Annotated in this window: 22 protein-coding genes; 8 read left to right on the top strand and 14 right to left on the bottom strand. The window is 56.8% G+C overall.

Going from position 1 to position 25,989, the window contains the following annotated elements; all coding sequences use genetic code 11:
* Nucleotides 1-73: 73 nt before the first annotated feature.
* From V8J88_RS18765 to V8J88_RS18755, 3 genes are read right to left on the bottom strand one after another with little or no spacing between them, the layout of a single operon-like run.
* Nucleotides 74-496, bottom strand: coding sequence for a VOC family protein (locus V8J88_RS18765; RefSeq protein WP_338845756.1), 423 nt, complete (start codon nt 494-496; stop codon nt 74-76).
* Between the two features lies 1 nt (nt 497).
* Nucleotides 498-1,430, bottom strand: coding sequence for a site-specific tyrosine recombinase XerD (xerD, locus tag V8J88_RS18760; RefSeq protein WP_338845755.1), 933 nt, complete (start codon nt 1,428-1,430; stop codon nt 498-500).
* Entirely contained in the window at nt 1,427-1,909 is a 483-nt protein-coding gene (locus V8J88_RS18755; protein ID WP_338845754.1) for a methylated-DNA--[protein]-cysteine S-methyltransferase, read from the bottom strand. The genes xerD and V8J88_RS18755 overlap by 4 nt, the downstream gene beginning before the upstream one ends.
* A 703-nt stretch (nt 1,910-2,612) precedes the next feature.
* On the opposite strand from V8J88_RS18755, the gene tssI reads away from it, so the two are divergent.
* From tssI to V8J88_RS18730, 5 genes are all read left to right on the top strand, one after another.
* Nucleotides 2,613-5,288 carry a type VI secretion system tip protein TssI/VgrG gene (tssI, locus tag V8J88_RS18750; protein ID WP_338845753.1) on the top strand — a complete coding sequence of 892 codons (2,676 nt, stop codon included), beginning with the start codon at nt 2,613-2,615 and terminating at the stop codon, nt 5,286-5,288.
* 10 nt (nt 5,289-5,298) lie between these two features.
* On the top strand, nt 5,299-7,254 hold the full coding sequence (locus V8J88_RS18745) for a LysM peptidoglycan-binding domain-containing M23 family metallopeptidase (protein ID WP_338845752.1): 1,956 nt from the start codon (nt 5,299-5,301) through the stop codon (nt 7,252-7,254).
* A gap of 5 nt (nt 7,255-7,259) precedes the next feature.
* Nucleotides 7,260-8,042: a hypothetical protein gene (locus V8J88_RS18740; protein ID WP_338845751.1), complete on the top strand. Its 783-nt coding sequence runs from the start codon at nt 7,260-7,262 to the stop codon at nt 8,040-8,042.
* A 196-nt stretch (nt 8,043-8,238) separates the two neighbouring features.
* Nucleotides 8,239-9,012, top strand: coding sequence for a hypothetical protein (locus tag V8J88_RS18735; RefSeq protein ID WP_338845750.1), 774 nt, complete (start codon nt 8,239-8,241; stop codon nt 9,010-9,012).
* A 435-nt stretch (nt 9,013-9,447) separates the two neighbouring features.
* Nucleotides 9,448-9,726: a PAAR domain-containing protein gene (locus V8J88_RS18730; RefSeq protein WP_338845749.1), complete on the top strand. Its 279-nt coding sequence runs from the start codon at nt 9,448-9,450 to the stop codon at nt 9,724-9,726.
* Nucleotides 9,727-9,737: 11 nt separating this feature from the next.
* On the opposite strand, the gene V8J88_RS18725 is transcribed toward V8J88_RS18730, so the two are convergent.
* From V8J88_RS18725 to V8J88_RS18710, 4 genes are read right to left on the bottom strand one after another with little or no spacing between them, the layout of a single operon-like run.
* Nucleotides 9,738-10,328: a YceI family protein gene (locus V8J88_RS18725; protein WP_338845748.1), complete on the bottom strand. Its 591-nt coding sequence runs from the start codon at nt 10,326-10,328 to the stop codon at nt 9,738-9,740.
* Nucleotides 10,325-10,933: a YceI family protein gene (locus tag V8J88_RS18720; protein ID WP_338845747.1), complete on the bottom strand. Its 609-nt coding sequence runs from the start codon at nt 10,931-10,933 to the stop codon at nt 10,325-10,327. Before V8J88_RS18720 ends, V8J88_RS18725 begins: the two co-directional genes overlap by 4 nt.
* Before the next feature lie 48 nt (nt 10,934-10,981).
* Entirely contained in the window at nt 10,982-11,461 is a 480-nt protein-coding gene (locus V8J88_RS18715; protein WP_338845746.1) for a GNAT family N-acetyltransferase, read from the bottom strand.
* Nucleotides 11,458-12,111, bottom strand: coding sequence for a DsbA family protein (locus V8J88_RS18710; protein ID WP_338845745.1), 654 nt, complete (start codon nt 12,109-12,111; stop codon nt 11,458-11,460). Before V8J88_RS18710 ends, V8J88_RS18715 begins: the two co-directional genes overlap by 4 nt.
* A gap of 178 nt (nt 12,112-12,289) precedes the next feature.
* Here V8J88_RS18710 and V8J88_RS18705 point away from each other — a divergent pair, with 178 nt between their 5' ends.
* Nucleotides 12,290-12,907 carry a 1-acyl-sn-glycerol-3-phosphate acyltransferase gene (locus V8J88_RS18705; protein WP_338845744.1) on the top strand — a complete coding sequence of 206 codons (618 nt, stop codon included), beginning with the start codon at nt 12,290-12,292 and terminating at the stop codon, nt 12,905-12,907.
* A gap of 2 nt (nt 12,908-12,909) precedes the next feature.
* Here V8J88_RS18705 and V8J88_RS18700 read toward each other — a convergent pair whose 3' ends face one another.
* From V8J88_RS18700 to V8J88_RS18680, 5 genes are read right to left on the bottom strand one after another with little or no spacing between them, the layout of a single operon-like run.
* Nucleotides 12,910-13,512: a hypothetical protein gene (locus tag V8J88_RS18700; protein WP_338845743.1), complete on the bottom strand. Its 603-nt coding sequence runs from the start codon at nt 13,510-13,512 to the stop codon at nt 12,910-12,912.
* A 9-nt stretch (nt 13,513-13,521) separates the two neighbouring features.
* Entirely contained in the window at nt 13,522-14,586 is a 1,065-nt protein-coding gene (locus V8J88_RS18695; RefSeq protein WP_338845742.1) for a TonB family protein, read from the bottom strand.
* A 9-nt stretch (nt 14,587-14,595) separates the two neighbouring features.
* Nucleotides 14,596-15,666 (bottom strand): lipopolysaccharide heptosyltransferase II, encoded by a 1,071-nt coding sequence (gene waaF, locus V8J88_RS18690; RefSeq protein WP_338845741.1) that lies wholly within the window; start codon nt 15,664-15,666, stop codon nt 14,596-14,598.
* Nucleotides 15,663-17,405, bottom strand: coding sequence for a lipid A export permease/ATP-binding protein MsbA (gene msbA / locus V8J88_RS18685; RefSeq protein ID WP_338845740.1), 1,743 nt, complete (start codon nt 17,403-17,405; stop codon nt 15,663-15,665). Before msbA ends, waaF begins: the two co-directional genes overlap by 4 nt.
* Nucleotides 17,402-18,649, bottom strand: a complete 1,248-nt coding sequence (locus V8J88_RS18680) for an O-antigen ligase family protein (RefSeq protein ID WP_338845739.1) — start codon at nt 18,647-18,649, stop codon at nt 17,402-17,404. The genes msbA and V8J88_RS18680 overlap by 4 nt, the downstream gene beginning before the upstream one ends.
* A 266-nt stretch (nt 18,650-18,915) precedes the next feature.
* Here V8J88_RS18680 and V8J88_RS18675 point away from each other — a divergent pair, with 266 nt between their 5' ends.
* Nucleotides 18,916-19,953 (top strand): glycosyltransferase family 9 protein, encoded by a 1,038-nt coding sequence (locus V8J88_RS18675; RefSeq protein WP_338845738.1) that lies wholly within the window; start codon nt 18,916-18,918, stop codon nt 19,951-19,953.
* 23 nt (nt 19,954-19,976) lie between these two features.
* Here V8J88_RS18675 and V8J88_RS18670 read toward each other — a convergent pair whose 3' ends face one another.
* Nucleotides 19,977-20,840 carry a hypothetical protein gene (locus V8J88_RS18670; RefSeq protein WP_338845737.1) on the bottom strand — a complete coding sequence of 288 codons (864 nt, stop codon included), beginning with the start codon at nt 20,838-20,840 and terminating at the stop codon, nt 19,977-19,979.
* 840 nt (nt 20,841-21,680) lie between these two features.
* On the opposite strand from V8J88_RS18670, the gene icmF reads away from it, so the two are divergent.
* Nucleotides 21,681-24,968 carry a fused isobutyryl-CoA mutase/GTPase IcmF gene (gene icmF / locus V8J88_RS18665; protein WP_338845736.1) on the top strand — a complete coding sequence of 1,096 codons (3,288 nt, stop codon included), beginning with the start codon at nt 21,681-21,683 and terminating at the stop codon, nt 24,966-24,968.
* Nucleotides 24,969-25,194: 226 nt separating this feature from the next.
* On the opposite strand, the gene V8J88_RS18660 is transcribed toward icmF, so the two are convergent.
* A complete protein-coding gene (locus V8J88_RS18660) occupies nt 25,195-25,950 on the bottom strand; it encodes a PEP-CTERM sorting domain-containing protein (RefSeq protein ID WP_338845735.1) in 756 nt (251 codons plus the stop codon).
* Nucleotides 25,951-25,989: the final 39 nt, after the last annotated feature.

Below are 25,989 nucleotides of genomic sequence, written 5' to 3'. Positions count from 1 at the left end.
TCGCTGTAAATCCGGTGCTAAACCCCCGGGTTTTCCTCCTTACCCCGCGTGCAGGCATGTATGCGGGGTTTTTTTATGCTGCCTGGCGCAGTTCAAAATTCAATTCAATCTGATTGCCGCCGGGATCTTGCAAAAACAACTGGATTTGCGCGGGAATCACAACTTGTCCCTGCTGGTCACACAGCGCCGCAATTTGCACTTCTCTGAAGGCGCACTGCATGTCAGCCAGACGTTGCCGCAGCGCCGGCAGATCGCTGCAAGCGAAAGCGACATGATCCAGCGTACTGTGCTGTCTTTGCGTGCTGCGGCAATGAGATTCGCTCCTTTGCGTCAAATGCAGCAGCGCATGCGGCCCGGCATACAACCAATAACCGGGATTGTTAAACGCCGGACGCGCACCCTCCTGCAGATCCAGCAGGGCACAGTAAAAATCGCGCACTGCGCGCAAAGTCTGCGCCGGCGCACTGATATTGATGTGATGTAAAGTGACAGACATATCAAGCGCGGGGATGATGTTGCGCGTGTAATTGCTTTAAGCGTTCGCGCGCCACATGGGTGTAAATTTGCGTGGTGGTGATATCAGCGTGTCCCAGCAATAATTGCACCACACGCAAATCTGCGCCATGGTTCAATAAATGGGTGGCGAACGCATGGCGCAGGGTATGCGGCGACAAGGGATTGCGGATGCCGGCCTGCAGCGCATATTTCTTGATCAAGACCCAAAACATCTGGCGCGTCATCGGCCCGCCGCGCGCGGTGACGAACAAGGCGTCGCTGATCTGTCCCTGCAACAGCTCACTGCGCGCCCGCGCCAGATAGCGTTGCAGCAGCGCCAGCGCATGTTCGCCAAATGGCAGCAGGCGCGCCTTATCCCCCTTGCCCTGCACCCGCAGCACGGCATCATTCATGCTGACGGCATTCAGCGGCAGCAACACCAATTCCGAAACACGCAAACCGCTGGCGTACATCAATTCCAGCATAGCGCGGTCGCGCAAGCCCAGGGGCGTGGCGCAGTCCGGCGCCGCCAACAGCGCTTCGACCTGGGCTTCGCTCAAAATCTTGGGATGGCGCGGCCCCTGTTTGGCATTTTCCATGCGTGCGCAGGGATCATCCTGGCGCCAATGACAGCGAACAGCAAAGGTATAAAAACGGCGCAACACCGCCAGCCGCCGATTGCTGCTGCTGGCCTTGGTTTCCATATGACGCGCGGCGAAATAGGCATGCAGCTGGTGGCTTTGCGCCTGTGTCAGCAAACAGGATTGATGCGCCTGCAGCCAGCGCGCCAGCAATTCGAGATCGCGCCGGTATGCTTCCAGCGTATTGCGCGCCAAGCCTTCTTCCAGCCACAGGGTATCGACAAAGCGATCAATCGCCTCGCCGTTGGCCGCCTCCAGCGGCAGCAATTGCCAGGGTTCCGGTTTGCGTTTCACAGCAGGAGTGCGCCTTCATGTTGTAACAGCCAGCGCTTGACGCCGAGATGAAAATCATCAGTGGCGTGCGCGAAACCGCCCAAACCTTGCGCCGCCGTGACACGGTGACAGGGCACCACCAGCGGAAACCAATTCGCGCCGCAAGCCTGGCCCACTGCACGCGGCGCGGATTGCAAAGCGCGTGCGATTTGGCCATAGGTTTGCACATGCCCGGCGGGAATTGCGCAAATCGCCTGCCACACTTTTTGCTGAAACAAGGTGCCGCGCGGCGCCAGCGGCAAATCAAAAGGCGCTTGCGCGTCTTGCAGATAAGCCGTCACCTGTTGCGCCGCACGTTGCGCCAGCGCATTGACTGGCGGCCGGGTTTGAAAAGAGGGCGGCAGATAAATCAATTCCTGCACCGCATGCGCATCGCAGACGATGCCAAGCGCGCCAAAAGGGGCCGCAACGACGGCGGAAAAACGGCTGAGATCAGACATACAAATGTGCAGAGAATAGCGATGCGCCATGCTAACACAGGCGTTTTGTGCAGATAAAAAAACACCGTGCGCGCGGCACGGTGCGATATGGCGCAAACAGCTGGCCGTCTCTTGGTCCGGCATTCATGTCTGTTCGCAGTCTCCTCTCTCGGGATAGGCGGCCCAAGGCGGGCCTGCCCATCCAGCGGAACCGGCGCAAAATGCGCGCAAGCCCCTCCCGGTATGGCTACCGTGTCCTTGTTTTCTCTCCTGTGTCCTGGCTGGGCCGGCCTGTTTTTGGATCCGGCCTGGCGGTGAAACAAATGATGCTGGTATCAATTAAAAATTAACTGATTCCTGATGGAAACTGATTTGAATGCTGATCGTCTGCGGGAGAATCCCGGCACGCCCCGGTTCTGATGCCCGGATGTGATTGTTGTTGAGATTGCATGCAATCTTGGCCTGCAATAGGTGTTACTGTAGCAGTGTTTTTGATGTTTTGTCAAGATATGGGGTCAGAAATGAAAATTTTTGCATCTTGTTGAAAGTTTCTCATATGAAAATCTTGTGAGAACTTATGAACAGGAAGCTATGCTTGCATTGTTGCAGTGCTGTTTTTATGAGAAAATGAGTAGAACACATGAGCCATTCTGATGCGTGCATTCTCAAGACGTTTTACATTTAATTTACATAGCTGTTTTAACTATTTCCAGAGAGCGAATTGATGGAATTCTCCCCGGCGGAAAAAATCGCAAAATTGATGCGGCGCGGCGGCGTGCGCCTGCTTTATATGTACTTTCCACACGAGGATGGGCCTGATGCCGGTTTGCTGATTAATCGCCTCGATGCAGAGGAAAGTTTATCGCGTGATTATCGTTATACCGTTACTGCATTGTCTGACGACTGGCACATTCCTGCAAATCAGGTGCAGGGACGCATGATTTGCGTTGAGTTGAAGGGGGAAGATGGACGCAGCCGTTTTTTCAACGGTTATTGCCAGCAATTTACCCGCACCGCAGTTGAAAATTCCTTGGCGCACTACGAGTTGATCCTCACCCCCTGGTTGGCGCAATTCGCCTTGCGCAAGACCAATTGCCTTTTCCATCGGCAATCGATTCAGGCGCAAAGCAAGGAAATTTTTTTACAGAGCGGGATGGCGCAACATGACTTCCGCATGCGCAGCGCAGACCCGGAGCGCACCTACTCCTGCCAATTTGATGAGACGGATCACAATTACTTGCACCGGCGCTGGGAGGAGATGGGTTGGCATTACTGGTACGAACACAGCTTGCAAGGACATCGCCTGATTTTATCGGACAGTTCAGGGCATGCGGATCCAATAGATGGCGCAGCAGACGTGGTGTGGCATCACGCTGGCGGTGATAACCGGCATGACAAAATTTTACAGTGGCAGCCGCAACACAAATTATGCTCAGGCAGCGCCAGCCTTTCCAGCTGGGATTTCAAGCAGCCGGCAACACAATTCGCACATGCCAGCGGCGCGCATGATCTGGGCAAGGCGTCTGCGCGCGAAGTCTATGAATATCAGGATTTATACGGATTTAAAGATGCGGCGCATGGCGCGCAGCAGGCTGCAGTGCGCGTGGCCCAGTTGCAAACCGAAGGGGTGCGTATTCAAGGCCGCAGCAATGTGCGCCGTATGCAACCAGGCCGTTGGTTCCGTTTGCAGCGCGACCGTTTGGGACAGTTCCTGGAAGATGAGGCGAAGGAATATTTATTGGTTTCAGTGCGGCACCAGGCTGACAATAATTTCCTGAATGAGGCAGGAGCCGCGGCGCAATATGAAAACAGCTTTACTTGCGTGCCTTTGCAATATGACTGGCGACCCGGGCCGGGTTTTAACAGTCATGACGTACGCATGCCTGGCGTTGATAGCGCCACTGTGATCGGGCCGTCCGGCCAGGAAATCCATACTGACGGCTTTGGCCGCGTCAAAGTGCGTTTTCATTGGGACAGAGAGGGTGAGCAAAATACCGCCTGGTTGCGTGTTTCCAGCCAATGGGCCGGCGGTGAATTAGGCATGATGAATTTGCCGCGCATCGGGCAAGAAGTCTTGGTGCAGTGGCTGGGCGGCTCGCCAGACCGGCCAATCATTATCGGTTCGGTGTATAACGCACGCAATATGCCGCCCTGGCGCTTACCTTCACAGCAAGCTTTATCCGGCTTGCGCAGTCGCGAACTGCAACCCGGCGGCGGCAATGGCGCCAGGGGGCGCAGCAATCATTTGATATTGGACGATACGCAAGACAACATTCAGGCGCAATTAAAGAGTGATCATGCCTGCAGCCAACTCAGCTTAGGGGCGCTTACCCGCATCGAAAATAACAGCGGGCGGCGCGATGCGCGCGGCGAAGGTTGGGAATTGGCGACCAATGCCTGGGGCGTGGCGCGCGCCGGCAGCGGCATGTTGCTGACCACCGAAGCGCGTGATGATGTCGCCGGGCCGGCTAAGAGCATGGCGGAAACTATGCATCGCCTGTATTCGGCGCGCGAGCAGCAGCAAGTGCTGACCAAACTGGCAGAGCAGCACGGCGCACAGGATGAGGGACAGAACGAAGTGTTGGATAAGCTGAAAAAGCAAAACCAGCAGATTCGCGGCGCTCCCGCCGGTGATGACTTTCCGGAATTGGCGGCGCCGCATCTGGTCTTGGCCAGTCCGGCAGGCATCGCCAGCACCACGCGCAAATCCACTCATATTTGCAGCGATGAGCATACCGCTCTTACCACCGGAAAGAACTTATCGATTGCCAGCGGAAAAAATCTGTTCGCCAGCATCCGCAACACCTTCCGCCTGTTTGTACATAAGGCGGGCATGAAGCTGATTGCCGCTGGCGGCGATATAGATATTGAAGCGCTGAAAAACAATATCAATATTCTGGCCAAGCTCGATATCAAGCAGGAAGCGGAGCGCATCACTATCACTGCAAAAGAAGAAGTGGTGATCAATGGCGGCGGCAGCTATATCAAGCTCAATGCCGGCGGCATAGAGCAGGGTTGCAAAGGGCCATGGGTGGCGCACGCTGCCACCCACAGCATGGTCGGGCCGAAAAATATACCGGTGAAAATCGAATTGAATCCGGTAAAAGAAGAAGGCCCGCATGAAATCAGCGTGATGGCCTTGAGCGCGGAAGGCAAGGCATTGCAAGATGCGGTGGTGACATTCTTTGATCCCGAGCAGCAAAAAGTGCTGGCCAAAAAGGTGCTGGACGCCAGCGGCATTACTGAAAAAGTGGAAGCAGCGCACAATCAGATTTATAACGCTTTGGTCGGATTCGAGGGGTGGAGCGTGCAGTTTGAAGAGATTGTGGACGAGTTGGAAGAGTTGGGCGAATTTGATCCGGGTGTGTTGGATGAAGATCGCGACAGCGAACATCTGTGAGGAAAAGAAGATGGCCGAATATGTGGTAAAACCGCGTGACACCCTGTGGAAAATCGCCAAAGCGCACGGTACAACCGTGGATGCGCTGGCGCATTTGAATGGGATGAAGGGCAGCCAGGTGCATCATTTGGCGGTAGGGCAGAAGATAAAGCTTCCTGGCGCGGCAGGTGTGCCGGATTGCTTGCTTCAGCTACAATTTCGTGGTTTGGATTTCAACAGCTTTACGCCAAAAAACATCAAGTTGGAATACGATGGTAAAACGGTGGTGCAATCTTTCGAGCAAGGTCTGAAAACTTTGCAGGTGGCTGTGAATGATCATGCGCAAGGTCTGAAAGTCTGGATCGAAGACATGGAAAAGAAACTGGTGCAAGTGGTGGATCAGCAAGTTCTTGCGCCAGGCAAATGGATGGTCGGGATTGATTCGCGGCAGGTGAGTTTGAAAGGGAATTTATTGCCGCAAAAAGGTAAGCAGGAAGCAGCGGTGGCGACTGTGCAAAAAAACAGTGCGCAGGCAGCACAAAAAGCATCAGGCGCGACCGTGCAAGAGCAGACCAGAACGGAGGCAGGCACGCCCATGCACGCGATGGCCAGTATCTACACGGAAAAGAATCTGCGTTTACCACCTGCCAATGAAGAGTACCGCAAATATCTGATCGACTCCGCCAGCCGACATGGGCAGACACCGCAGGCATTAGCTGCCCTGGTGGACGCGGAAGCTGCGAAAGCTGGCAAGAAGAGCAAGAATCCGGGGCATTGGCTGGAAAATTCAAATGAGAGCTTTCCCAAACGGGCGCAAGGCTTAGCCCAGTTTTTTCCTGCTGCATGGGCAGAGGTGTTTAAAGATCCACAATCGCTCTTGCATCAAGAATGTGGCAGCTTAAAGGAAAGTGACCGCTTGAAAAAGCGACTGGTCGCCAAATACGCTATAGATGCCGCAGCCAGCTATGCCAAATTGAATTTGAAACAGTTTGAGAGACTGAGCAAGTTATCGGTGTCGGGTTTGCCCCCTGAGGAAAGGGCGAAAATTGCTTATTTTTTACATCATGAGGGGGTTGGGGGCGCGTTGCAAGTGATGGGAATGGGGAAGTACAAGGACAGTTTTGATAATAGCGTTGCTCTTGCGCGTTTAAAATCACAGATTGATCCAGAAGGAAAAAACCCCGATCGATTGCGAAAAATTCTTGAGCAATATAAAGGCTCTCCAGTAATGGCGTATCGTGGATGGTTGTATTCTTATATTGATTTTAAAATAAATGTCAACCATTTCATGGTGAATGATCCAAAATTGCAATTGCCTGTGCGTAAGTTTTCTGATATTTTAGCAGGTTTGGGTGGCGAGTTTGTTGCAAAACCAATGCCCAAACCTGCAGCAGCACCTACATCGATGCACACTGCAGCTCCTCCTACATCAACAGGGGGAGGATATTGGGTAGATCCTCTCACCAATTGCACTTTGAGGACTGCTTTATTAAGCGTTAGAGTTGTTAACGGTAAAGAACTTCATGGCGCCAAATTCGGGATGGTGAGAAAAGGTGGAAGTAAATCACATCAAGGTGTTGATCTGGTTGCGCTACCCGGCACTTCTATCTATGCGGTAGCCAATGGTAGAGTATACACAAATGAAATATCGAAGAAATCAGATTATGGCAATACCATAATTCTCGAAGTTGGAATTAATGACTTGCCTGAAGACATGGCAGTTCTTTGTGAAAAAATCAACCCTGGGCAAAAAACGATAGGCTTTTTCTATGCGCACTTATCGAATTTTGGTGTTCCTCACGGTACCTATGTTCATGCAGGTGATATCATAGGAAAATCAGGATGTAGTGGTAATGCATCTAATATGACAACTATAGAAAATGGTGCTCACCTCCATTTTGAGGTTCGTAAAATTGCTCAGATGACATGTTCAGGGCTAGCTAATAGGCTTGATCCACTATTGTTTATTAAAAACATAAGGAAATGATTGATATGAATATTTTTTTGAAACTGTGTTGGTTGGGGGGATTGGCCGGGGTCTCATGCAGTGTCTATGCAGATATGCCATCTAATACAGCAACAGGCGAGGCGCCCGCAGCAATCGCAGAGCGAAAAGTACGTGAGAGGGAAGAGAAAATTCTCAAGTCAGGCACTGATAAACAGCGTTGGGCTGATAAGATTTTGTTTTCAGACAGCAAAAAAATCCAAGATCTTGAAATCTTTTTGCTTAAATCTGAGAATTTCAAAATGCAGTTACAACCACAATTCGGGCGCTTGCTCTTTATTCAAGGAAAGAAAACTGACGCATTTGATGCGGCAGTTCCACATGGTACAAAGAACAATGTTTGCCCAGAATATCAATTCAGTGTTATTCATGCGGAACCTGGGATGGCTGTGATACGCAAAACTTGTCCAGGCTTCGAGTTTGATGCTAAGCCTGGAAAAGAGGCTAAATTCCATCTTGAAGTTAATTATTTTCTTTATGATGAGGCGACATCATCTTTGACTGTATTGTGGAGAAATGTGCAAACAAGCAAAGATGGGGCATATCCTGAGCCTAAAACATTGCCAAAAATTCACAAGATTGAGAATGGCTATGAAATGAATTGGAATACATTAAATCCCGTTTATAATAAAAAATTCCACATTCGTACGCGTTATACATCAGAAAAAGTGAACGGTCAATTGCAATTGGTCTGCCGTGATTTAACCGCACCCAAAGGCGAAGAATTTGGTGTGAATTGTGAATATGGCCAAATACCACGAATTCCCTGAGCATTAGATGTAACAGGGCGTTGATAAATGAAGATATTCAGAAATTTTTTACTATATCTAGTTGATACTATCAAAATTCAACTATGTATGGCATGAAAAATTGGCGGTAGCTAGTGTTTTCAACACCCTGCAAAAGGGGAAGAATATAGTAGCGCATGCTATATGGACAGAGTTATAAAAGTGAGAATTTGAATTTATGAAAAATAGTATGTCACTCTTGCTGTTGTTCAGTATTTTTTTTGCAGCCAGGGCCGATTTTCCCTCTAATACAGCAACTGGGGAATCACCAACTGAAATCATCGATCGCAAGGCCAGGGAAAGAGAGGAGAAGATTCTGAAAACTGGTACAGATCAGCAGCGCTGGAGGCAATTTGTTTTGTTTTCCGAGAGCGTCAAACCTCAGGATCTGGAAGTGCTACTGATAAAATCTGATAATTTCAAGATGCAATTGCAGCCGCAAACTGGGCGCCTTGTTTTCGTGCAGGGTAGTAAGATTGATGCATTTAATGCTGGTGTGCCACATGGCGCTAAAAATAATGTATGTCCAGCTTATCAATTCAATGTTTTGCATGCGGAAACCGGTATGGCGCTGGTGCGCAAAATCTGCCCTGGCTTTGAATATGATCAAAAACCAGGCAAGGATGCAAAATATCACCGGGAAGTTAATTATCTTTTGTATGATGCTAAAACTGCATCTCTGCTTGTATTATGGCGCAATGTGCAATCTACCAAAGGTGGGCCTAAGCCCACTCCAGATGAGTTGCCGGTGATTAAGCGCATCAATAATGGCTATGAACTGGATTGGCGTGCTACCGATTTGGTGGAAAAGCGTAAATTTCACATTCACACCCGCTACACCGCAGAAAAAGTGGATGGTAAATTGGAGTTGGTTTGCCGTGATTTAACTGCTCCCAAAGGTGAGGAGTTTGGCGTAAATTGCGAATATGGCCAACTATCGCGGCTTAATTGAGTCTGTGACGTCGGTACAAAGCGCCTTACTTTGGTGTAAGGCACATACTATTAACCAGGAAAATAAAAATTAAGCGTGTCTATTCAGCCCCTATAGAGGCATGAAACTATCGTTACTGTTTTTTCTACCTGTTTCAGCAATATGAAACGACAGCTGTCGATCTTGCTTATCGCTTACGCTGGCTCATTTGTGGCTCAAGTGTTGTCGGACGCAGGATTATCGCTGCGCTCAACCCAGCCTGCGCTTTTAGCCTGAATCCAGCTGAACTGTTACAGTTTCACATGCATACGCGCTATACCTCTGAATAAGTGAACGTAAAATTGCAGCTGGTTTGCTTTGATTTAACTGCGCCCAAAGGCAAAGAATATGGCGCGAATTGTGAATATGATAATTGTCGCGCCAGCCTTGAGGCAGGGCGCTGCATCTGGAGTCTATATGTCCCTCAAAATCATCACCGTCGGTGATAAAACCGACCATGGCGGCGTCGTGATCAGCGGTTCGCCCAAGCACGATATCGACGGGCGGCCGATTGCGCGCGTGGGCGATCAGGTTTCCTGTCCCTTGGTGTATCCCGGCGGCAAACCGCACGGGGTTAACAAAATTGTCAGCGGGCATGCCACGATGACCTTGGATGGCATCGCGGTGGCGGTCGAAAATTGCGTCACCGAATGCGGTTGTAAATTGATCGGCAGCCAGCGCGCCGATGTCGGCTGAATGCGCTTTGTTTAACGCGGGCTGGCTTCAATCGAAATTTCCAGCTGCACCATATCGCCCACCTCGGGTAAATAGCGTTTGATGCCAAACGCGCTGCGCGCAAATTCAGCGCGCAGCACGCCGCCGCAGACTTCGCGCTCTATCAGCACGATGCGGATGCGCCCGCATTGCCAGCGCTGCGCGCGCAAGCTCAGCGGCTGGCGCACGCCGTGCAAAGTGAGTTCGCCATGCAGCGCATGCAATTGCTTGTCACGCCATTCAAATTGGCGTGCGCTGAAACGGATCTGCGGATGGTTTTCGGCGTCCAGCACTTGTTCCGAGGCGATGATTTTATCCAGCAGGCGCGAGCCGCTGTCGATCTGGCTGGCGTCAATTTCAATCTCCACCTCGCCTTGCTGGCCATCAAACCACAGACGGTTTGCGCGCCACTGTGGCAGGCGGCCCCGGATGTCGCTGCGCGCATAGTGCGGAACGGCGAAATAAATGCTGCTGTGGCTGGCGTCCAGTACGAATTCGCGCGCATGCAAAGCGGGGCTTGCGCCCAGCAAGGCGCAGGCGGCGAAGCCCGATAGCGCAGCGCACAAGCGGCGCCAGCGCTTCACGGCGCCATCCTTTGCAAGACCAATTGCGCGGCGATGTCCACTTCATCTTTCACCAGCAGCGAATAGGCATCCATGCCGAATTGGCTGCGCGAAATCGAGGTCACGAATTCCGCCTGGCAGTAGGCGCGCTCCAGATTGTCATCCAGGTTGCGCCCGCTTTCAAACAGATGGGGTAATTGATCGGCGCAGCTCAGCCGTTTCACTTCCAGCCGCACCGGGCGCGTCACGCCGCGCAACTGCAATTCTCCGTGCGCAGCCTGCAGGCGCAGGCCGTCAAATTCCAGGCGCATGGCGCGAAAACGCATGTCGGGATAGTTTGCACTGTCAAAGATGGAGGCGGATTTGATGAAATGATCCAGATTGCTGCGCCCGGTTTGCACCGAATTCATATCGAAGCCGATTTCACCTTGCGCCAGCTGGGCCTGGCGGTCGAATTCGACCCGCCCGGCTTGCACCGCCAGACGGCCTTTGACTTGTCCATTGCCCAGATAGCCGACGGCAAACCAGGCGCTGCTGTTGTTGTGATCCACCAGCCAGGACGCCGCCAGCAAGGGAAGGCAGGAGAACAACAAAAGCAGCAATAAAATCAATTTGCTATACAACATGCCAGCCTCCCTGCTTGCCGTGCGTGATTGCCGGCTTCTGCTTTCTGTTTACATCGTTTGCGCGGCTTTTTCCAGCACCAGATAATCAAGCCAGCCTTGCTGCAGGGGGAGTTGCTGTTGCTTGACCGCAACAAAGCCGGCTTGTGCATACAGCGCGAGGGCGGGCCGGTTGGCTTGCGCTGTGCCGACCCGCAAGCGCTTGGCGTGATGCCGTTCGCACACATGGGTCAGCAGACGCCGGCCATGGCCCTGGCGCTGGGCTTGCGGCGCCACCAGCATGGCGCTGATCAAGTGGTGATCGTTTTGCGCTTCGACTGCGCAGGCGGCCAGTAATTGGGCGCCGCCTTGCCACACGCCAAACCACTGGGCGGGCGAGGTTTGCAATTCTTCACGGCTGACTTTGAGGGGTGGAAAATCGGTCACGCCCAGCAAATCAGCTTCTTGCCGGTATGCGCTTTGCCACAGATGGTGCAGGGCGGCGGCGTCTTGTTTGGGGTCGAGCAGGACGATCATGGCGAGTCCAGTCATGGTTTGCGGCGCGCGCTGGCAGGGCGCGCCAGGATGGTGGGAATGCGTTCCAGGTCGGGCCTGTGGCCAGCCTGGCGCCAGAGCATATGTTCAATCCGGTCAGCCCCCCAGAATAATTCACCGCGCCATTCCAGGGTGGGCACGCCGAATACGCCGGCGGCCAGGGCGGCCTCGGCATTGGCTTGCAAGCTTTGTTTCACTGCCGCGCTGGCGGCGGCGGCCAGCAGCGCGGCGCCGTCCTGGCCGCAGGCAGCAGCCAGCGCTTGCAGTTGCGCCGGCTGTTCCAGGTCTGCGCCTTCTTCCCAGGCGGCGCGCATGAGGCGGGTCGCCAGCGTCAGACGCTGCGCGTCATCGCTTTGGGCGCAACACATGCGCAATGCCAGCAGGGGATTGAAGGGGTGATGCGGCGGCCCTTGAAAATTCAGACCGCGCATGGTGGCGCGGTGCAGCACATCATGCGCCAGATGGGCGCGCTTTGCCGGAATTTCCGCCGGCCCCAGATTGCCATGCGCATTCAAAAGTGCGGCGAACAGCACGGGGCGGGCGCGGATTTGCAGGCCGGCCTGTTGCAAACGCGGCAATTCGTGCGCCGCCAGCCAGGCATAGGGACTGATCACATCGAACCAGAAATCGACGGTTTCGGAGGTCATGCAAACTCCAGGCAGCAGGGTAGTCAGGAAAAAGCCGGGCGCGGGAAGGAGGGAGCGTCAGGCAGGCGGATAGATAAATTATAGGCAATCTGCGGCCAAACTGCATGTTTGCGCATGTTAGCGGCCTATAATGCGGCTTTATCTGTGCTCAAAAGCAACATTTTTCCGGAATCACATCATGTCTGATACCCGTCAGGAGCATTGCGTCAGCCAGGCGCAGATGCGCACCCTCAAGCAAAAACTGGCCTTGTGGTTGTTGCTGCGCCTGGGTTGGCGCTTATTGCTGGCGCCGTTTCCAGGCCCGCGCGGGGTGTTGATCGTGTACCCGCATACATCCAACTGGGATTTCCCGGTGGGCATGCTGGCCAAATGGTGTTGCGGGGTGCATATCAATTGGATCGGTAAGGAAAGCCTGTTTCGCGGCGTGTGTGGATTTTTATTTGGCCGCATTTTGCGTTCCTGGGGCGGTGAGCCGGTGGTGCGGAATGTGCAAACCGGGGCCAGCGCGCAATTGGCGGCGCGTATGCGTGAGGCTGATTGGTTTTGGCTGGCGATGTCGCCGGAAGGCACGCGCCGCTATCAGCCGCAATGGCGCAGCGGTTTCTATCACATCGCCTTGCAAGCGCAGGCCCCGCTTGGCTTGGGTTTTATTGATTATGGCAAGCGCGAAATCGGCGTCACCGATTTCATTATGCTAAGCGGCGACCGGGAGCAGGATCTGGCGGCGATTCGCGCCGCCTACGCCGGGCGCCAGGGTTTGAAGCCGGAATGCGCCGCGCCCATCGATTTGGCGTGATGTTATTGCGCGGCGTCGCCCACCGGATAGCGTGGCGGCGTGCGGTGCGGCCATTGCAAAGCGCGCCACAGCGTCAGCGCTTGCATCTCCTGTTCCGGCGGTAAATACAGTTGCAGCAAACAGCTTTGTCGCGCATCGCCAACGATGCCGATATAGCTGCGCAGGCCGGCGTGAGCAGCGTCGGACGCCACTTCGGCAAACCAGCGCTGGCTGTTGTCTTCATATTGTTTGCGCACTTTGCGCAGCGCCTGCCAGGTTTTGCGGGTCTCATCCACGCCGCCCACCCCGGCATTCACCACCAGATTGCCGGCGCCATCGCTGGCCTGGGTCAGACCGTCAAATTGCTGCACGCGCCAGCTGTGCGGCAATTGCATGGCGCAGGGCAGTTTGCCCAGCAGCACGGGGGCCGGGCTGGCGGCGGCTGGCGGCGGGCTGCGTTTTTTAAACCAGGCGCAGCCGGACAGGGCGCCGGCGCACAATAGCAAGAGCAGGGTGGCGGCGGACAGGGTGGGGCGCATGCTTGACTCCTTCAGGCTGGCAGAGATGGTTTGAAAGCGGCGCCGCGCTAAAGTTTGCCATACGGCCACGCTGCGGGCGCCTTGCATGATGTGCTGCTATTCCAGTTTCCACACGTAGCGGGTGCTGAGCAAAATCCGTCCGCCCAGGCCCTGCGGCGGCACGCGCACGCCAAAGCAGGTCGCCAGGGACAGGCGGGCGGCGGCGTCCAGATCATTCACGCCGGAGGATTGGCTGATGCGGGTGTCCAGCACCAGGCCGTTTTGCTCCAGTAAAAAATCCATCTGCACCGTGCCTTCTTCGCCATTCCGCAAGGCTTGCATGGGATATTGCGGCGCGTTGCATTGAAAGCCTTCGCGTTCAATCAAAACCGGCTGGCGCCAATCTGCGGGCGCTTGCAGATTGTCCTGCCGCACTTTTTCCCAGGCGGCGATGGTTTGTTCATTGCGCCGGTTGATCAATTCCAGCGCTTTGGCGTACATCGCCTGTTTGGTTTTGCCCGCCAGTGCGGCTTTGTAGGCGGATTTGTTCATCGCCCATTCCCAGGCTACCGCCAGCGCCGCCGCCGCCTTGTCGTCTTGCGCCTGGGCCTGGTAGTTCAGGGCCAGTCCTTCCCAGGCCTGGGTGCGCCAGGGAATTAATTGCAGCGCTTGCTGAAAACTCCGCTCCGCCTGCGCCAGATCGCCGCTTTGCAAGAGCATCATGCCGAGTTCGATATGCAGCAATTCATTGCCGGGATTGATCGTCAAGGCGGCGCGCAACAAGTCCAGCGCGCCTTTCAAGTCGCCGGCTTCCAGTGTGGCGCGGGCGCGTTTTTGCCATTCGCCGGAAGTTTGCCCCAAGCCGCGTTTTTGGGCGGGAAATTGTTGCATGCGCCACATTGCTTCCATCGTGTTGCGCATATCAAATTGGCCGGCATTGGCCAGAATGCTGTCAATACAGCTGCTCAGATCAGGGCACAGATTCGGCGCCCGCGTATGGCCGGCGTCATCAATCGGCGTCAGAATCGTTTGCGCCGCGCCAGGCGGGTTGGCTTTGGGCGCGCTTTTCGGCGTTTTTTTGGCCGGCGCGGATTTCTGTGGCGGGTTGGCGGCCTGCGCGCCTGCGCCGCTCAGCATGCCAGCCAATACCAGGATGCTCAAGACAGAACGTACTGACTTCATGACAATCGCTTATTCCTGTTCCGCCGCCGATTGCAGCATGGGTTTGAATTCCTGGTACACGAAATCGGCCGTCATCTTGCGCATGCATTCGCGATGTCCGAGCGGGCAGCGCCGTTCGCGGCAGGGTGCGCAGGCCAGCCGCAGCGAAAGGGCTTTGGCGACATCGGAAAAGGGCGGCGCATGATCAGGGTCAGTCGGGCCGTATAGCGCCAGCACCGGGCGGTTCAGTGCGGAAGCGATATGCATCAGACCGGAATCATTGGAGACCACCGCCACCGCATTCGCAATCAAGTGAATGGCGTCGGACAGCTGGGTCAGACCGGCCAGATTGCGCACGCGCGGCTCGATGGCGACGATTTTTTCACACACCGCCATATCTTTTTTCGAGCCGAGCAAAATCACTTGCGCATACGGCAGGGTTTGCCAGACCAGCCCGGCCAGCTCGGCAAAATGGCGCGCCGGCCAGCGTTTGGCGGAGCCGAATTCAGCGCCCGGCGCAAACACCACGACCGGCCAATTCGGCTGCAGCGCGGCAAAGCCCATGGCGCGCTTGATTTCCGTTTCGCCCACCGTCAAACGCGGGCGCGGCAGGGTGTGCAGCGGCGGCGCTTGCGGCGCCGGCGGCGTGGCCAGGGCGGCGTAAAACGGCACCATGGCGCGCGGCGCATCGCCATCGTCATGGTGCATCACATTCAACAGGCCATAGCGCGATTCACCCTTGTAGCCGATGCGGCGCGGAATCCCGGCCAGCCAGGGAATCAGGGCGTATTTCAAGGTATTCGGCAAGACATAGGCTTCCAGATAGCCGCGCTTGCGCAATACCTGCGCCAGCTGCCAGCGTTCGCGCAATTGCAAAGCGCCGTGGCGAAACGGGGTTTCCACCACTTCCTCGACTTCGGCCATGGCGCGCCACACGGCGGCGGCGGAAGGCGGGCATAACACATCAATGCTGCGCTCCGGATGGGCGTCTTTGAGCAAGCGCAATAAGGGCTGCGCCATCACGGCGTCGCCGATCCAGTTAGGGGAGATAATCAGGATGCGCTGTGTGAGCGCATGCAATTCTGTATTCGCGCCGCTCATGCCTGTTGCTCCTTGCGAAATTGCAGATGATAGAGATTGGCGTACACCCCGCCCTGCGCCAATAATTCCTGATGCCGGCCCGCTTCCACAATCCGTCCGCCTTCCACCACCAGAATGCGGTCGGCGCGCTCAATCGTCGAGAGGCGGTGCGCAATCACCAGCGTGCTGCAGCCGCTCATCAGGCGATCCAGCGCGGCTTGCACCGCACGCTCGGATTCATTGTCCAGCGCCGAAGTGGCTTCGTCCAAAATCAAGAGCGGCGCATTTTTGTAAATCGCGCGCGCAATCGCCACCCGTTGACGCTGCCCGCCGGACAGGCGCATGCCGTTGTCGCCAATCTCAGTTTGCAAGCCTTGCGGCAATTTATCCACCACTTCCTGCAAATACGCCGCCTGCACCGCCGCTTGCAAACGCGCCTGGTCGATTTCTTCCACACCATACGCGATATTCGCCGCCAGCGTATCGTTGAATAAAACCACGTTTTGGCTGACCAGAGAGATTTGAGTGCGCAGGTTTTTCAATTCCCATGCCGGGTAAGCCACATCGTCGAGCAGGATGCGGCCCGTATCCGGCGCATAAAAGCGCGCCGCCAGATGCGCCAGCGTGCTCTTGCCGCCGCCCGAGGCGCCGACCAGGGCCACGGTTTCGCCCGGCGCAATGGTCAGAGAAATGCCGCGCAAGGCCGGATTGTCGCTGTTCGGATAAGTGAAATGCACCTCTTCAAAGGCCAGCTTGCCTTGCGCGCGCGGGGTTTGATGCGTGCCGGGATTGGCTTCGATTTCACTGTCGATCAAGGCGTACACCGCTTCCGCCGACGTTAAGCCGCGCTGCAGCGGGCCATTCACTTCCGCTAAGCGTTTCAAAGGCGCCAGCAGCATCAGCATGCCGGCCATGAAGCCGGCAAACGAGCCGGCGGTGACGGACGGGTCGGTTTTCGATTGATGCAGCGCAATCATCACCACCGCCGAAACCGCCAGCGCGGATAAAAGCTGATTGATAGGTACGGTGGCGGCGGCGGCCACGGTAATCCGGCGCGAAAAGCCCAGCAGGGTGTCGCTGCGCTGTTCAAAGCGTTTGCTTTCATACGCTTCGCCGGAAAAAATCCGGATCACTTGATGGCCGCGTGCGGCTTCATCAATCACTTGCGTCATTTCTTCGGTGATTTGCTGATTCGAGCGGTTCAGCTTGCGCAGGCGGCGCGCCGAAATACGCGCCAGCGCCGCACTGCAGGGCACCAGAATCAGGGTGACGATGGTTAAGCGCCAATTTTCCAGAAACAGATAGCCCAGCAAGCCGATCACGATCAAGCCGTCGCGCACAATCGCTAAAAACACATGGGTGAACATTTCCACCACCTGACGCGCTTCGGCCACCATGGTGTTCATCATGCGCGCTGCCGATTCCTGCGCAAAGCGCGCCACCGGCAGATGCAGCAGACGCACAAACATCTGACGGCGCAAATCGCGCAGCACGCGGCTGATGGCCCAGTTGCTCAGATAGGCGGCGGAAAAAGTACACAGCCCGCGCACAACAAATAAAGAAATCAGGGCGGCTGGCACCATCCACAAAGCAAAGCCGGGCTTATGGCCAAAGCCATCGTCGAGCATGATTTGCAGCACCTTGGGGAACAGGGTTTCTGTGATCGCTGTGCCTATCATGCACAGAAATGACAGATACATGCGACTGCGGTAGGGGTGGGCGGCTTGCAGCAGCCGCGCCAGCAGGCTGCGTGATTTCATGCTTCCTCTTGCAAACAATAGCCGGCCAAGACGCCGACGAACATGACATAAAACACTTTGGGCATCATCAGCCAGAACATGACATCGGTCAATCCAAAACCGATGAAACACAGCACCAGCAAAATGCCTGCCAAGCCGGCGTCGTGTTGCGGGCCGTGCGCATGGCGCTGCAGCGTGCGGCGGAACAGCAGCAGCGGCGCGCCATACAGCAGCAATAAACAGGAAAAATCCAGCAAGCCGCCAGTCGCCAGCATATTCAGCGCATCATTATGGCTGCTGGAAAATTGCAGGGCGAGCGAGTGTTGCAGCTGGCCGCTTTGCGCCAAGGTTTGCAATTCGGCACGGAACCGGTCGCGCCCCACGCCAAGCAAAGGATCTTGCTGGAACATTAGCCAGGAGGCTTTCCATAATTCGAGGCGGATGCCCACCGAAGTATTCGCATCTTGCCGCTCGATATAGCCGCGCGCTTCGGTGGCCGCCAGCGTGACGCGCGCCGCCACGCCGCTGGCGGGAACCGCCCAGGCCAGCGCAAATAGCAGGGCGCAGGCGGCCAGCAAAGCGCCGATCTGGCGCGCCAGCCGCCAATTGCCGGCCAGCAGCGGGGCTGCCGCCAGCAGAGGCAGGGCGAGCCAGCCGCCGCGCGAGCCGGACAGCACCGAAACCGCCAGCCCGGCCAGCAAAGCCGCCGGCGGGGCCAGGCGCAGCCAGCGGTGCGCGCGCCAGCCCGGCAGCGCCAGCAGCGCCAGCACCCCCATCGCCAAGGCCAGATCGCCGAAAGTGATCGGGTGGTGGGTATAGCCATCGACCCGCCCCATGCCGATCACCAGGCGCTGCACCAGCGCCAGCAAAAACGCGCCCAGCACACCGAGGCAGACGCCGCCGATAAACTCGCGCCAGGACGGGCGCGCCCAGGCCACAAAACCGATGCACGTCAGCGCCAGCAGCACGCGCAAAGGGCCGTCCAGCGCGGCCCAGGGTTTGGGATGAAATGCGGCGCGGATGGCGGAAACCAGGAAGAAGCCGGCAAAAGCCAGCACGATGCCGCGATATTGCCGCCAGTTCGCGCGATACCAGGCGCGCAAGGGGCGCAGCCAGCACAGACTGAGAATCAGAATCAGCAATTGCACCAAGGCCATGCCGCCGGCGGAAGTCAGCGCGCACACCGGCAAGGCGAACAACAAGATGCGCGCAACGCTGTGTTGCACGGCGCTCGGACTTGGAATGGCGCTGCTGATGCTGGGCATGGCATGGGCTTGGATAGTTGGAGCCGGCATTATACGGGAAGCCAGCGCCCCGCCAAAAACGATGAAAGCCGCGCTCAAACGGCACAATCAAGCGGCACAATCAAGCGTAGACTGGGTTGAGCGCAGCGATAAGCCGGCGTCCGACGCCGGTGGCCCAACAAAGGCGCCGGCTCCGCCCGAAAAGACAGCGCCGCCGCTCCAAACAAACCGGAGCCAAGCCAAAACCCCGCCATATGCAGGCATAATGCAGCTTTTTGCCCGCCGCCATGCCGACCGCCTCCCGTCCCAGCGCCACGCCCCAACTGCCGCCCGGCGTGCGCCGCATTCTGATTTGCCGCACAGATAATATCGGCGACGTGGTGTTAACCCTGCCCTTGGCCGGCTACATCAAGCAAACCTGGCCGCAAATCGAAGTCGGTTTTCTGGTGCGCGCCTATGCCGCCCCGGTGGTGCGCCTGTCGGCGGCGGTGGATTGCGTGCTGGCGCGCGAAACCGCAGAAGCGGAACATTTGCTGGCCGGCTGGGACATGGTGATTTTCGCCTTCCCGGACAAACAGTTAGCGCGCGCCGCCAAGCGCGCCCGCGTGCCCTGGCGCGTCGGCAGCAGTCACCGCCTCTACCACTGGCTGTATTGCAACCGGCGCGCGCATTTCAGCCGGGTCAAATCGGATTGGCATGAAGCGCAGTTGAATTTCAAATTACTTACGCCATTTGGCATCGATCTGCAGCCAAGTGTTGCCGATCTGATCGCCTGGGGCGGCCTGCAGGCGCCGCCGCGCGAGCAAGTCAAAGACTGGCTGGATCAGCGCACTTGTTTTGTCTTGCACCCCAAATCAAATGGCAATGGGCGCGAATGGCCGATTGCGCGCTTTGTCGAATTGGTGCGCGCCTTTGCCGCTGATGCGCAAGTCAGTTTTGTGCTCACCGGCAGCAAAGCCGAAGGGGAATGGCTGGCGCAAGCCGCGCCGGAATTATTCAAATCAGCGAATGTGCGCAATGCCTGCGGCAAGCTGGACTTGCAGCAATTAGCGGCCCTGATTGCGCATGCCGATGGACTGGTGGCGAGCGGCACCGGCCCCTTGCACATGGCCGCCGCGCTGGGCCAGCGCTGCCTTGGCCTGTTCCCGCCGATTGCGCCGATACACATCGCGCGCTGGGGCGCAGTCGGCGCCCGCGCGCAAAACCTCAGCGCCGCCAGCCGCTGCGACAGCTGCAACGGCGCGCAATCCTGCTGCTGCATGGCGCAAATCAGCGCAGAACAGGTGGCGCAGGTGTTGGCGGGGTGGCGCCAGCAAGCCGCGTGAAGCATGGCGGCGGGTGTTTGCCTTCAACGTTTCAGCAAACCATTCCCGCCCCATACCCACAGCGCGCTTTCCTGTTTCAAGTCCTTTTGCTCATCTTCCTGCACCTGCTTGCGCCACAAGACCGCGCCTTTGTGGCCGCCGGCGTCGCCTGGCAGAATCCATTGCTCATGGCTGAATACCGGCGGGTCGGAAAAGTGCGAGGCAAAGCCGCCGTGGATAAATTGTGTGCCGCTCCAAAACAGCAGCGCTTCACCGCCGGTCACGCCGCAGGCTTGCGGCGCATAATCGGCTGTCAGCACATCATTCACCTGCACCAGTCCCTGGCTGCCGTGGCTTTGCAGCGCTACCGGCAAATCGCTTTCGGCCTCAATCTCAAACGCCATGCGGCCCAGCTCATGGCCGGCGTTGGCGGCGCGGATCTGCGCCAGCAGGCGGCCCTTGCCGCTTTTTTCGCGTCCGGCTAAGCCCAGATAGAAATACGTGCCGTCGTCGCTCGCGCTTTTGATGCGGGTTTGGGTGAGCACGCCGGCCCACAGCCAGCCGCTGTCCGGCCCGGCAGCCGGTTTGGGTTGCAGAATCTTCACCTTGCGCCAGGGCGCGCGCACGCCGTTGTGGGTGTGCTCGTCCGGCGTGCTGTCGCTGGGCAAAAGGCGCACTTCCGCGCCGATCGGCAATTTCGCCACGCTCGGACTTTTGGCGTCCGGCAGCGCGCGCAAATTTGCATCCGCCACCAGCACCCAAGCCATGCTGCCTTCTGGGAATTGCAATTGCGGGCGGTATTCGTAACGCGTGCGGTGCGCCGCTTCGGTGATCGGCGGCGGATTTTTGGGCTGCGCCATGCAGAGCGGACTGACACACAGCAACAGGCAGAACAGAGAGGATTTCATGGCAGGCTCAGATAACATGAAAACAAGATTTTGATTGTAGCAGGACAAATGCCTCAGGCGCATCAAACTGCATCAGCCGGCGCAACGCGCAAGGCAGGCGCGGGTGCGGCTGGATAAACCGGGGAGTATCAAGCAGGGCATAAGTAAGCCTTATACCACCATCCGCATTCCGTATTTCCCGCCTGCTTGTATTCGCCCTACACTGATCCCTGTCAGCAAGTTCAAGCAACGAACTGACAAGCCGCCAACCGCGACTGCCAGCCTGTGCAGGAACATGCCATACCGGGGCATGGAAATCTCAGAGCGAATCCATATACCCTGTGGATGTGAAAGGAAAGCAAAGGCCATGCCTTTGCCGTCAGCCTGACGACGGTCAGCAGCTGCGCTGCTTGCGCTACCCGGGGCGCAAGTTTTCCAGAGTCAATCCTGCCGCACTCTCTGTCTTGCCTCCCCGTATGCCCTGCTGCGCTGCACAGGGTATAAGCAAAACTGATGCCTGCATCCGTATTCCCTATTTCCCCGTCAGCCCGCCTTGCGCTTACACTGGCGGCTTTCATATCCTGAAAAAAATCTGTACATTGGCTGCCGCCTCGGCTACAACTCTTGGCAGGGATGCGTCATACCCGACGCTCATGCTGTGTGCACATCGTGGAGAACACTATGCTTACCCGTTTTCGACTGCGCATTGATGCGCTGTCACGCCTGTTTTACCTGCCCGGTCGCAGTTGTATGCTCAGGATTCTGCCTGATTCTTGACGTTTACGTTAACGTAAGATACCGTAAGCCCATTCCGCCGCAATACGTGGCGGCAACCCGACGACCTGTCGTGCAGGAACTATCATGACCGACCTTTCCATCGCCAATCAATTGACCGAATACAAACCCAAGCACAAGGTGCGCTTTGTCACCGCAGCCTCGCTGTTCGATGGCCATGACGCCTCGATCAATATCATGCGCCGCATTTTGCAAGCCAATGGCGCCGAAGTGATTCACCTGGGGCATAACCGCTCGGTGGATGAAGTGGTCACCGCCGCATTGCAGGAGGATGTGCAGGGCATCGCCGTTTCCAGCTATCAGGGCGGGCATGTCGAATACTTTAAATACATGATTGATCTGCTGCGCCAGCGCAATGGCGCGCATATCAAAGTGTTTGGCGGCGGCGGCGGGGTGATTGTGCCGGCGGAAATCGCCGATTTGCACGAATATGGCGTGACGCGCATTTTCAGCCCGGAAGACGGTCAGCGCATGGGTTTGCAAGGCATGATTTTGTCCATGATCGCCGCCTGCGACATCGATTTGTGCGAATACGCGCCGCAAGCCTTGGATGTGTTGAACGGCGCGGATGTGCCGGCCAAACATCGCGCCCTGGCGCAACTTATCACCCGCCTGGAAAATGGCGACGCCGCGCCGGCGCTGAAAACCGCCTTGCATAAAGCAGCGGAAAATTGCAGCGCGCCGGTACTGGGCATCACCGGCACCGGCGGCGCCGGTAAATCTTCACTCACGGATGAATTGATCCGCCGCCTGCGCTTAGATCAAGGCGACCGCCTGAATATCGCCCTGATTTCAATTGACCCTTCGCGCCGCAAATCCGGCGGCGCCTTGCTGGGCGACCGCATCCGCATGAATGCGATTGGCCCCTGGCAGGGCAAGAGCAGTGTTTTTATGCGCTCGCTCGCCACACGCGAAGCCGGTTCGGAAATTTCACAAGCGCTGCCGGATGTGATCGCCGCCTGCAAAGTGGCCGGTTTTGATCTGGTGATTGTGGAAACCTCGGGCATTGGCCAGGGCGATGCCGCGATTGTGCCGCTGGTGGATGTGTCGATGTATGTGATGACGCCGGAATTCGGCGCCGCCTCCCAGCTCGAAAAAATCGACATGCTGGACTTCGCCGATTTTGTCGCCATCAATAAATTTGACCGCAAGGGCGCGCTCGACGCCCTGCGCGACGTGGCCAAGCAATATCAGCGCAACCGCGAATTATTCAGCCAGCGCCCGGACGATATGCCGGTGTACGGCACCCAGGCTTCGCGCTTCAATGACGATGGCGTCACCGCGCTGTATCACGGCATGCTGCCCAAGCTGGCCGCGCTGGGCTTGAAAGTCGAAGCGGGCCGCCTGGGCGCGGTCGATACGCGCCACTCCAGCGCCAAGCATGTGATTGTGCCGCCGGCGCGCAGCCGCTATCTGGCGGAAATCGCCGACACCGTGCGCGGCTATCACAAACAAGTCAACAAGCAAGTCAAACTGGCGCGTGAACGTCAGCAATTGCAAGAAGCCAAGCGCATGCTGCTGGCCGCGCGCAAGGCCGACAATGTGACGGCCCTGGACGCGCTGATTGAAGAGCGTGAATCTCATCTGGATGCGCAGGCGCGCCAATTGATTGCGATGTGGCCCGATATGCAAGCCGCCTACGCCGGCGACGAATATGTGGTCAAAATCCGCGACAAGGAAATCCGCACCAATCTGACTTACAAAACCCTGTCCGGCAACAAGGTGCGCAAAGTGGCGCTGCCGCGTTTTGAAGACCATGGCGAAATCCTGCGTTATCTGATGCTGGAAAACGTGCCCGGCTCCTTCCCCTACACCGCCGGCGTGTTCGCCTTCAAACGCGAAGGCGAAGACCCGACCCGGATGTTCGCCGGCGAGGGCGACGCGTTCCGCACCAATCGCCGCTTCAAGCTGGTCTCGGAAGGGCTGGATGCGAAACGCCTTTCGACCGCTTTCGATTCTGTCACCTTATACGGCGCTGACCCGGCGATCCGTCCCGATATTTACGGCAAGGTCGGCAATTCCGGCGTGTCCATCGCCACGCTGGACGATATGAAAGTGCTGTATTCCGGCTTCAATCTGTGCAGCCCCAGCACCTCGGTCTCGATGACCATCAATGGCCCGGCCCCGACCATTCTGGCGATGTTCATGAACACCGCGATTGATCAGCAGATGGATAAATTCCGCGCTGACAATAAGCGCGAGCCGACTGCCGACGAAGCCGCCAAAATTCGCGAATGGGTGCTGGAAAACGTGCGCGGCACAGTGCAGGCCGATATTCTGAAAGAAGATCAGGGACAGAATACCTGCATCTTCTCAACCGAATTCAGCTTGAAGGTGATGGGCGATATTCAGGAATATTTTGTGCATCACAAAGTGCGCAATTTCTATTCCGTTTCGATTTCCGGCTACCACATCGCGGAAGCCGGCGCGAATCCGATTTCGCAACTCGCTTTCACCCTGTCAAACGGCTTCACCTTTGTCGAAGCGTATTTGGCGCGCGGCATGCATATCGACGACTTTGCGCCGAATCTGTCCTTCTTCTTCTCGAATGGCATGGACCCGGAATACACCGTGCTGGGACGCGTCGCGCGCCGCATCTGGGCGGTGGCGATGCGCGATAAATACGGCGCGAATGAGCGCAGCCAAAAGCTGAAATACCATATTCAGACCTCGGGCCGCTCCTTGCATGCGCAGGAAATCGACTTCAACGACATCCGCACCACCTTGCAGGCGCTGATTGCGATTTACGACAATTGCAATTCCCTGCACACCAATGCGTATGACGAAGCGATCACCACGCCGACCGATGAATCGGTGCGGCGCGCGCTGGCGATTCAGCTCATCATCAACCGCGAATGGGGCCTGGCCAAAAATGAAAACCCGAATCAGGGCTCCTTCATTTTGGAAGAGTTGACCGATCTGGTGGAAGAGGCGGTGTTGCAAGAGTTTGAGCGCATCGCCGAGCGTGGCGGCGTGCTGGGCGCAATGGAAACCGGCTACCAGCGCGGCAAGATCCAGGAAGAGTCGATGTATTACGAGCACTTGAAGCATGACGGCTCGCTGCCCATCATCGGCGTGAACACCTTCCGCAATCCGAAAGGGGACGCAACCCCGGCCACGATTGAATTGGCGCGCTCGACCGAGGATGAGAAACAAAGCCAGCTCACACGCCTGGACGAGTTCCACAGCCGCAACAAAGAAAGCGCGGCGCACGCGCTGGCCAATCTGCAGCGCGCTGCGATTGCCAATGAAAACGTGTTCGCCTGTCTGATGGAGGCGGTGCGGGTATGTTCTTTGGGACAGATCACCAGCGCATTGTTTGAAGTCGGCGGGCAGTACCGGCGCAATATGTAAGCTTGCGCCGCAAGCGCTTGAACAGGCCGGCGCAATGCCGGCCTGTGTTTTTTAGCGCGCACAGACGATGCCGGGCAAGGGAACGCAAAGAATGTGTCGTAGCAAAAGTGCTTAATCCACCGTCAGCTGTGGCGGCATCCGGCATAGGATGAGTGGAAGCCATATGTGCAAAAAAGCCGCGCCAGGCTGGCGCCTGGGGCGGCTTTCATTGTCCCGCTGAACTGAATCAGGCGGCTTGCTTGCGTTTGCGCGCAAAGGCGCCCAAGGCCAGCAGGCCCAGGCCCATCATGGCCCAGCTTTCAGCTTCCGGCACGTTCGACACCTGGCTCAGATTGCCAATCGTCATATCGTCAAAGCCAAAGCCATCATTGCGGTTTTGATTGCGTACAAAAGTCACGCCGGAAAACGGCGCGTCTTTGTCGATCATGCCAAAGTAAGCCACCGAACCGGTGTTATTCGCGCCGCCGGCATTGGCGCGGGTCGGCACGGCGTAGTCCACATTGCGGCCATCCACACCGTGGAAACGCAGCGAGAAATTACCCGGCACTTCGATATCGGTCATGTAGAAACCGAATGCCACTTGCGGCGCGGAGAAATTGATGCGGAATTGTTCGCTGGCGCCGACCGCTTGCAGCAGGAATTGATTGCCGGAAATCGGATAGGTGCCGTTGAACGTGCCGTTCACCACATTTTTGACTTGCAGCGGCTTGGACAGTGTGGCCGAGGTATCGCCAAACTGCAGGGTGTTGATCATGGTGTTGGAGGCGAAGCTTTCAAAATTTTCCGTCTTCACATTGTGCAACTTTTGCATAAAGCCGTTGCGGGCGGCATCCGCCAGCGGATGGAAAATGCGACGCGCATCTTCCATACCGGGGCCGCTGGCGGTGCGGTTGATGTCTTCACCGAAAAAAGTGATCGGGGCAGCGTGCGCACTGGCGCATGCGAGGGAGAGAATAGCGGCGCACAGCGTAGAAATACGCATGGTGTTTCCTTTCTGTTTTGTGGGGGGAAATGATTGACG

Source organism: Massilia sp. W12, assembly GCF_037300705.1.
GTDB lineage: Bacteria > Pseudomonadota > Gammaproteobacteria > Burkholderiales > Burkholderiaceae_D > JACPVY01.
Note: the sequence above shows the minus strand (reverse complement) of the source record. Positions and strands in the feature narration are given on the sequence as shown.

Bases quoted from the DNA above. Each gene is read 5' to 3' on its own strand.
- V8J88_RS18765 (WP_338845756.1), bottom strand. From the start codon at position 496: ATGTCTGTCACTTTACATCACATCAATATCAGTGCGCCGGCGCAGACT.
- V8J88_RS18755 (WP_338845754.1), bottom strand. From the start codon at position 1,909: ATGTCTGATCTCAGCCGTTTTTCCGCCGTCGTTGCGGCCCCTTTTGGC.
- tssI (WP_338845753.1), top strand. From the start codon at position 2,613: ATGGAATTCTCCCCGGCGGAAAAAATCGCAAAATTGATGCGGCGCGGC.
- V8J88_RS18745 (WP_338845752.1), top strand. From the start codon at position 5,299: ATGGCCGAATATGTGGTAAAACCGCGTGACACCCTGTGGAAAATCGCC.
- V8J88_RS18740 (WP_338845751.1), top strand. From the start codon at position 7,260: ATGAATATTTTTTTGAAACTGTGTTGGTTGGGGGGATTGGCCGGGGTC.
- V8J88_RS18735 (WP_338845750.1), top strand. From the start codon at position 8,239: ATGAAAAATAGTATGTCACTCTTGCTGTTGTTCAGTATTTTTTTTGCA.
- V8J88_RS18730 (WP_338845749.1), top strand. From the start codon at position 9,448: ATGTCCCTCAAAATCATCACCGTCGGTGATAAAACCGACCATGGCGGC.
- V8J88_RS18720 (WP_338845747.1), bottom strand. From the start codon at position 10,933: ATGTTGTATAGCAAATTGATTTTATTGCTGCTTTTGTTGTTCTCCTGC.
- V8J88_RS18715 (WP_338845746.1), bottom strand. From the start codon at position 11,461: ATGACTGGACTCGCCATGATCGTCCTGCTCGACCCCAAACAAGACGCC.
- V8J88_RS18710 (WP_338845745.1), bottom strand. From the start codon at position 12,111: ATGACCTCCGAAACCGTCGATTTCTGGTTCGATGTGATCAGTCCCTAT.
- V8J88_RS18705 (WP_338845744.1), top strand. From the start codon at position 12,290: ATGTCTGATACCCGTCAGGAGCATTGCGTCAGCCAGGCGCAGATGCGC.
- V8J88_RS18700 (WP_338845743.1), bottom strand. From the start codon at position 13,512: ATGCAAGGCGCCCGCAGCGTGGCCGTATGGCAAACTTTAGCGCGGCGC.
- V8J88_RS18695 (WP_338845742.1), bottom strand. From the start codon at position 14,586: ATGAAGTCAGTACGTTCTGTCTTGAGCATCCTGGTATTGGCTGGCATG.
- waaF (WP_338845741.1), bottom strand. From the start codon at position 15,666: ATGAGCGGCGCGAATACAGAATTGCATGCGCTCACACAGCGCATCCTG.
- msbA (WP_338845740.1), bottom strand. From the start codon at position 17,405: ATGAAATCACGCAGCCTGCTGGCGCGGCTGCTGCAAGCCGCCCACCCC.
- V8J88_RS18680 (WP_338845739.1), bottom strand. From the start codon at position 18,649: ATGCCCAGCATCAGCAGCGCCATTCCAAGTCCGAGCGCCGTGCAACAC.
- V8J88_RS18675 (WP_338845738.1), top strand. From the start codon at position 18,916: ATGCCGACCGCCTCCCGTCCCAGCGCCACGCCCCAACTGCCGCCCGGC.
- V8J88_RS18670 (WP_338845737.1), bottom strand. From the start codon at position 20,840: ATGAAATCCTCTCTGTTCTGCCTGTTGCTGTGTGTCAGTCCGCTCTGC.
- icmF (WP_338845736.1), top strand. From the start codon at position 21,681: ATGACCGACCTTTCCATCGCCAATCAATTGACCGAATACAAACCCAAG.
- V8J88_RS18660 (WP_338845735.1), bottom strand. From the start codon at position 25,950: ATGCGTATTTCTACGCTGTGCGCCGCTATTCTCTCCCTCGCATGCGCC.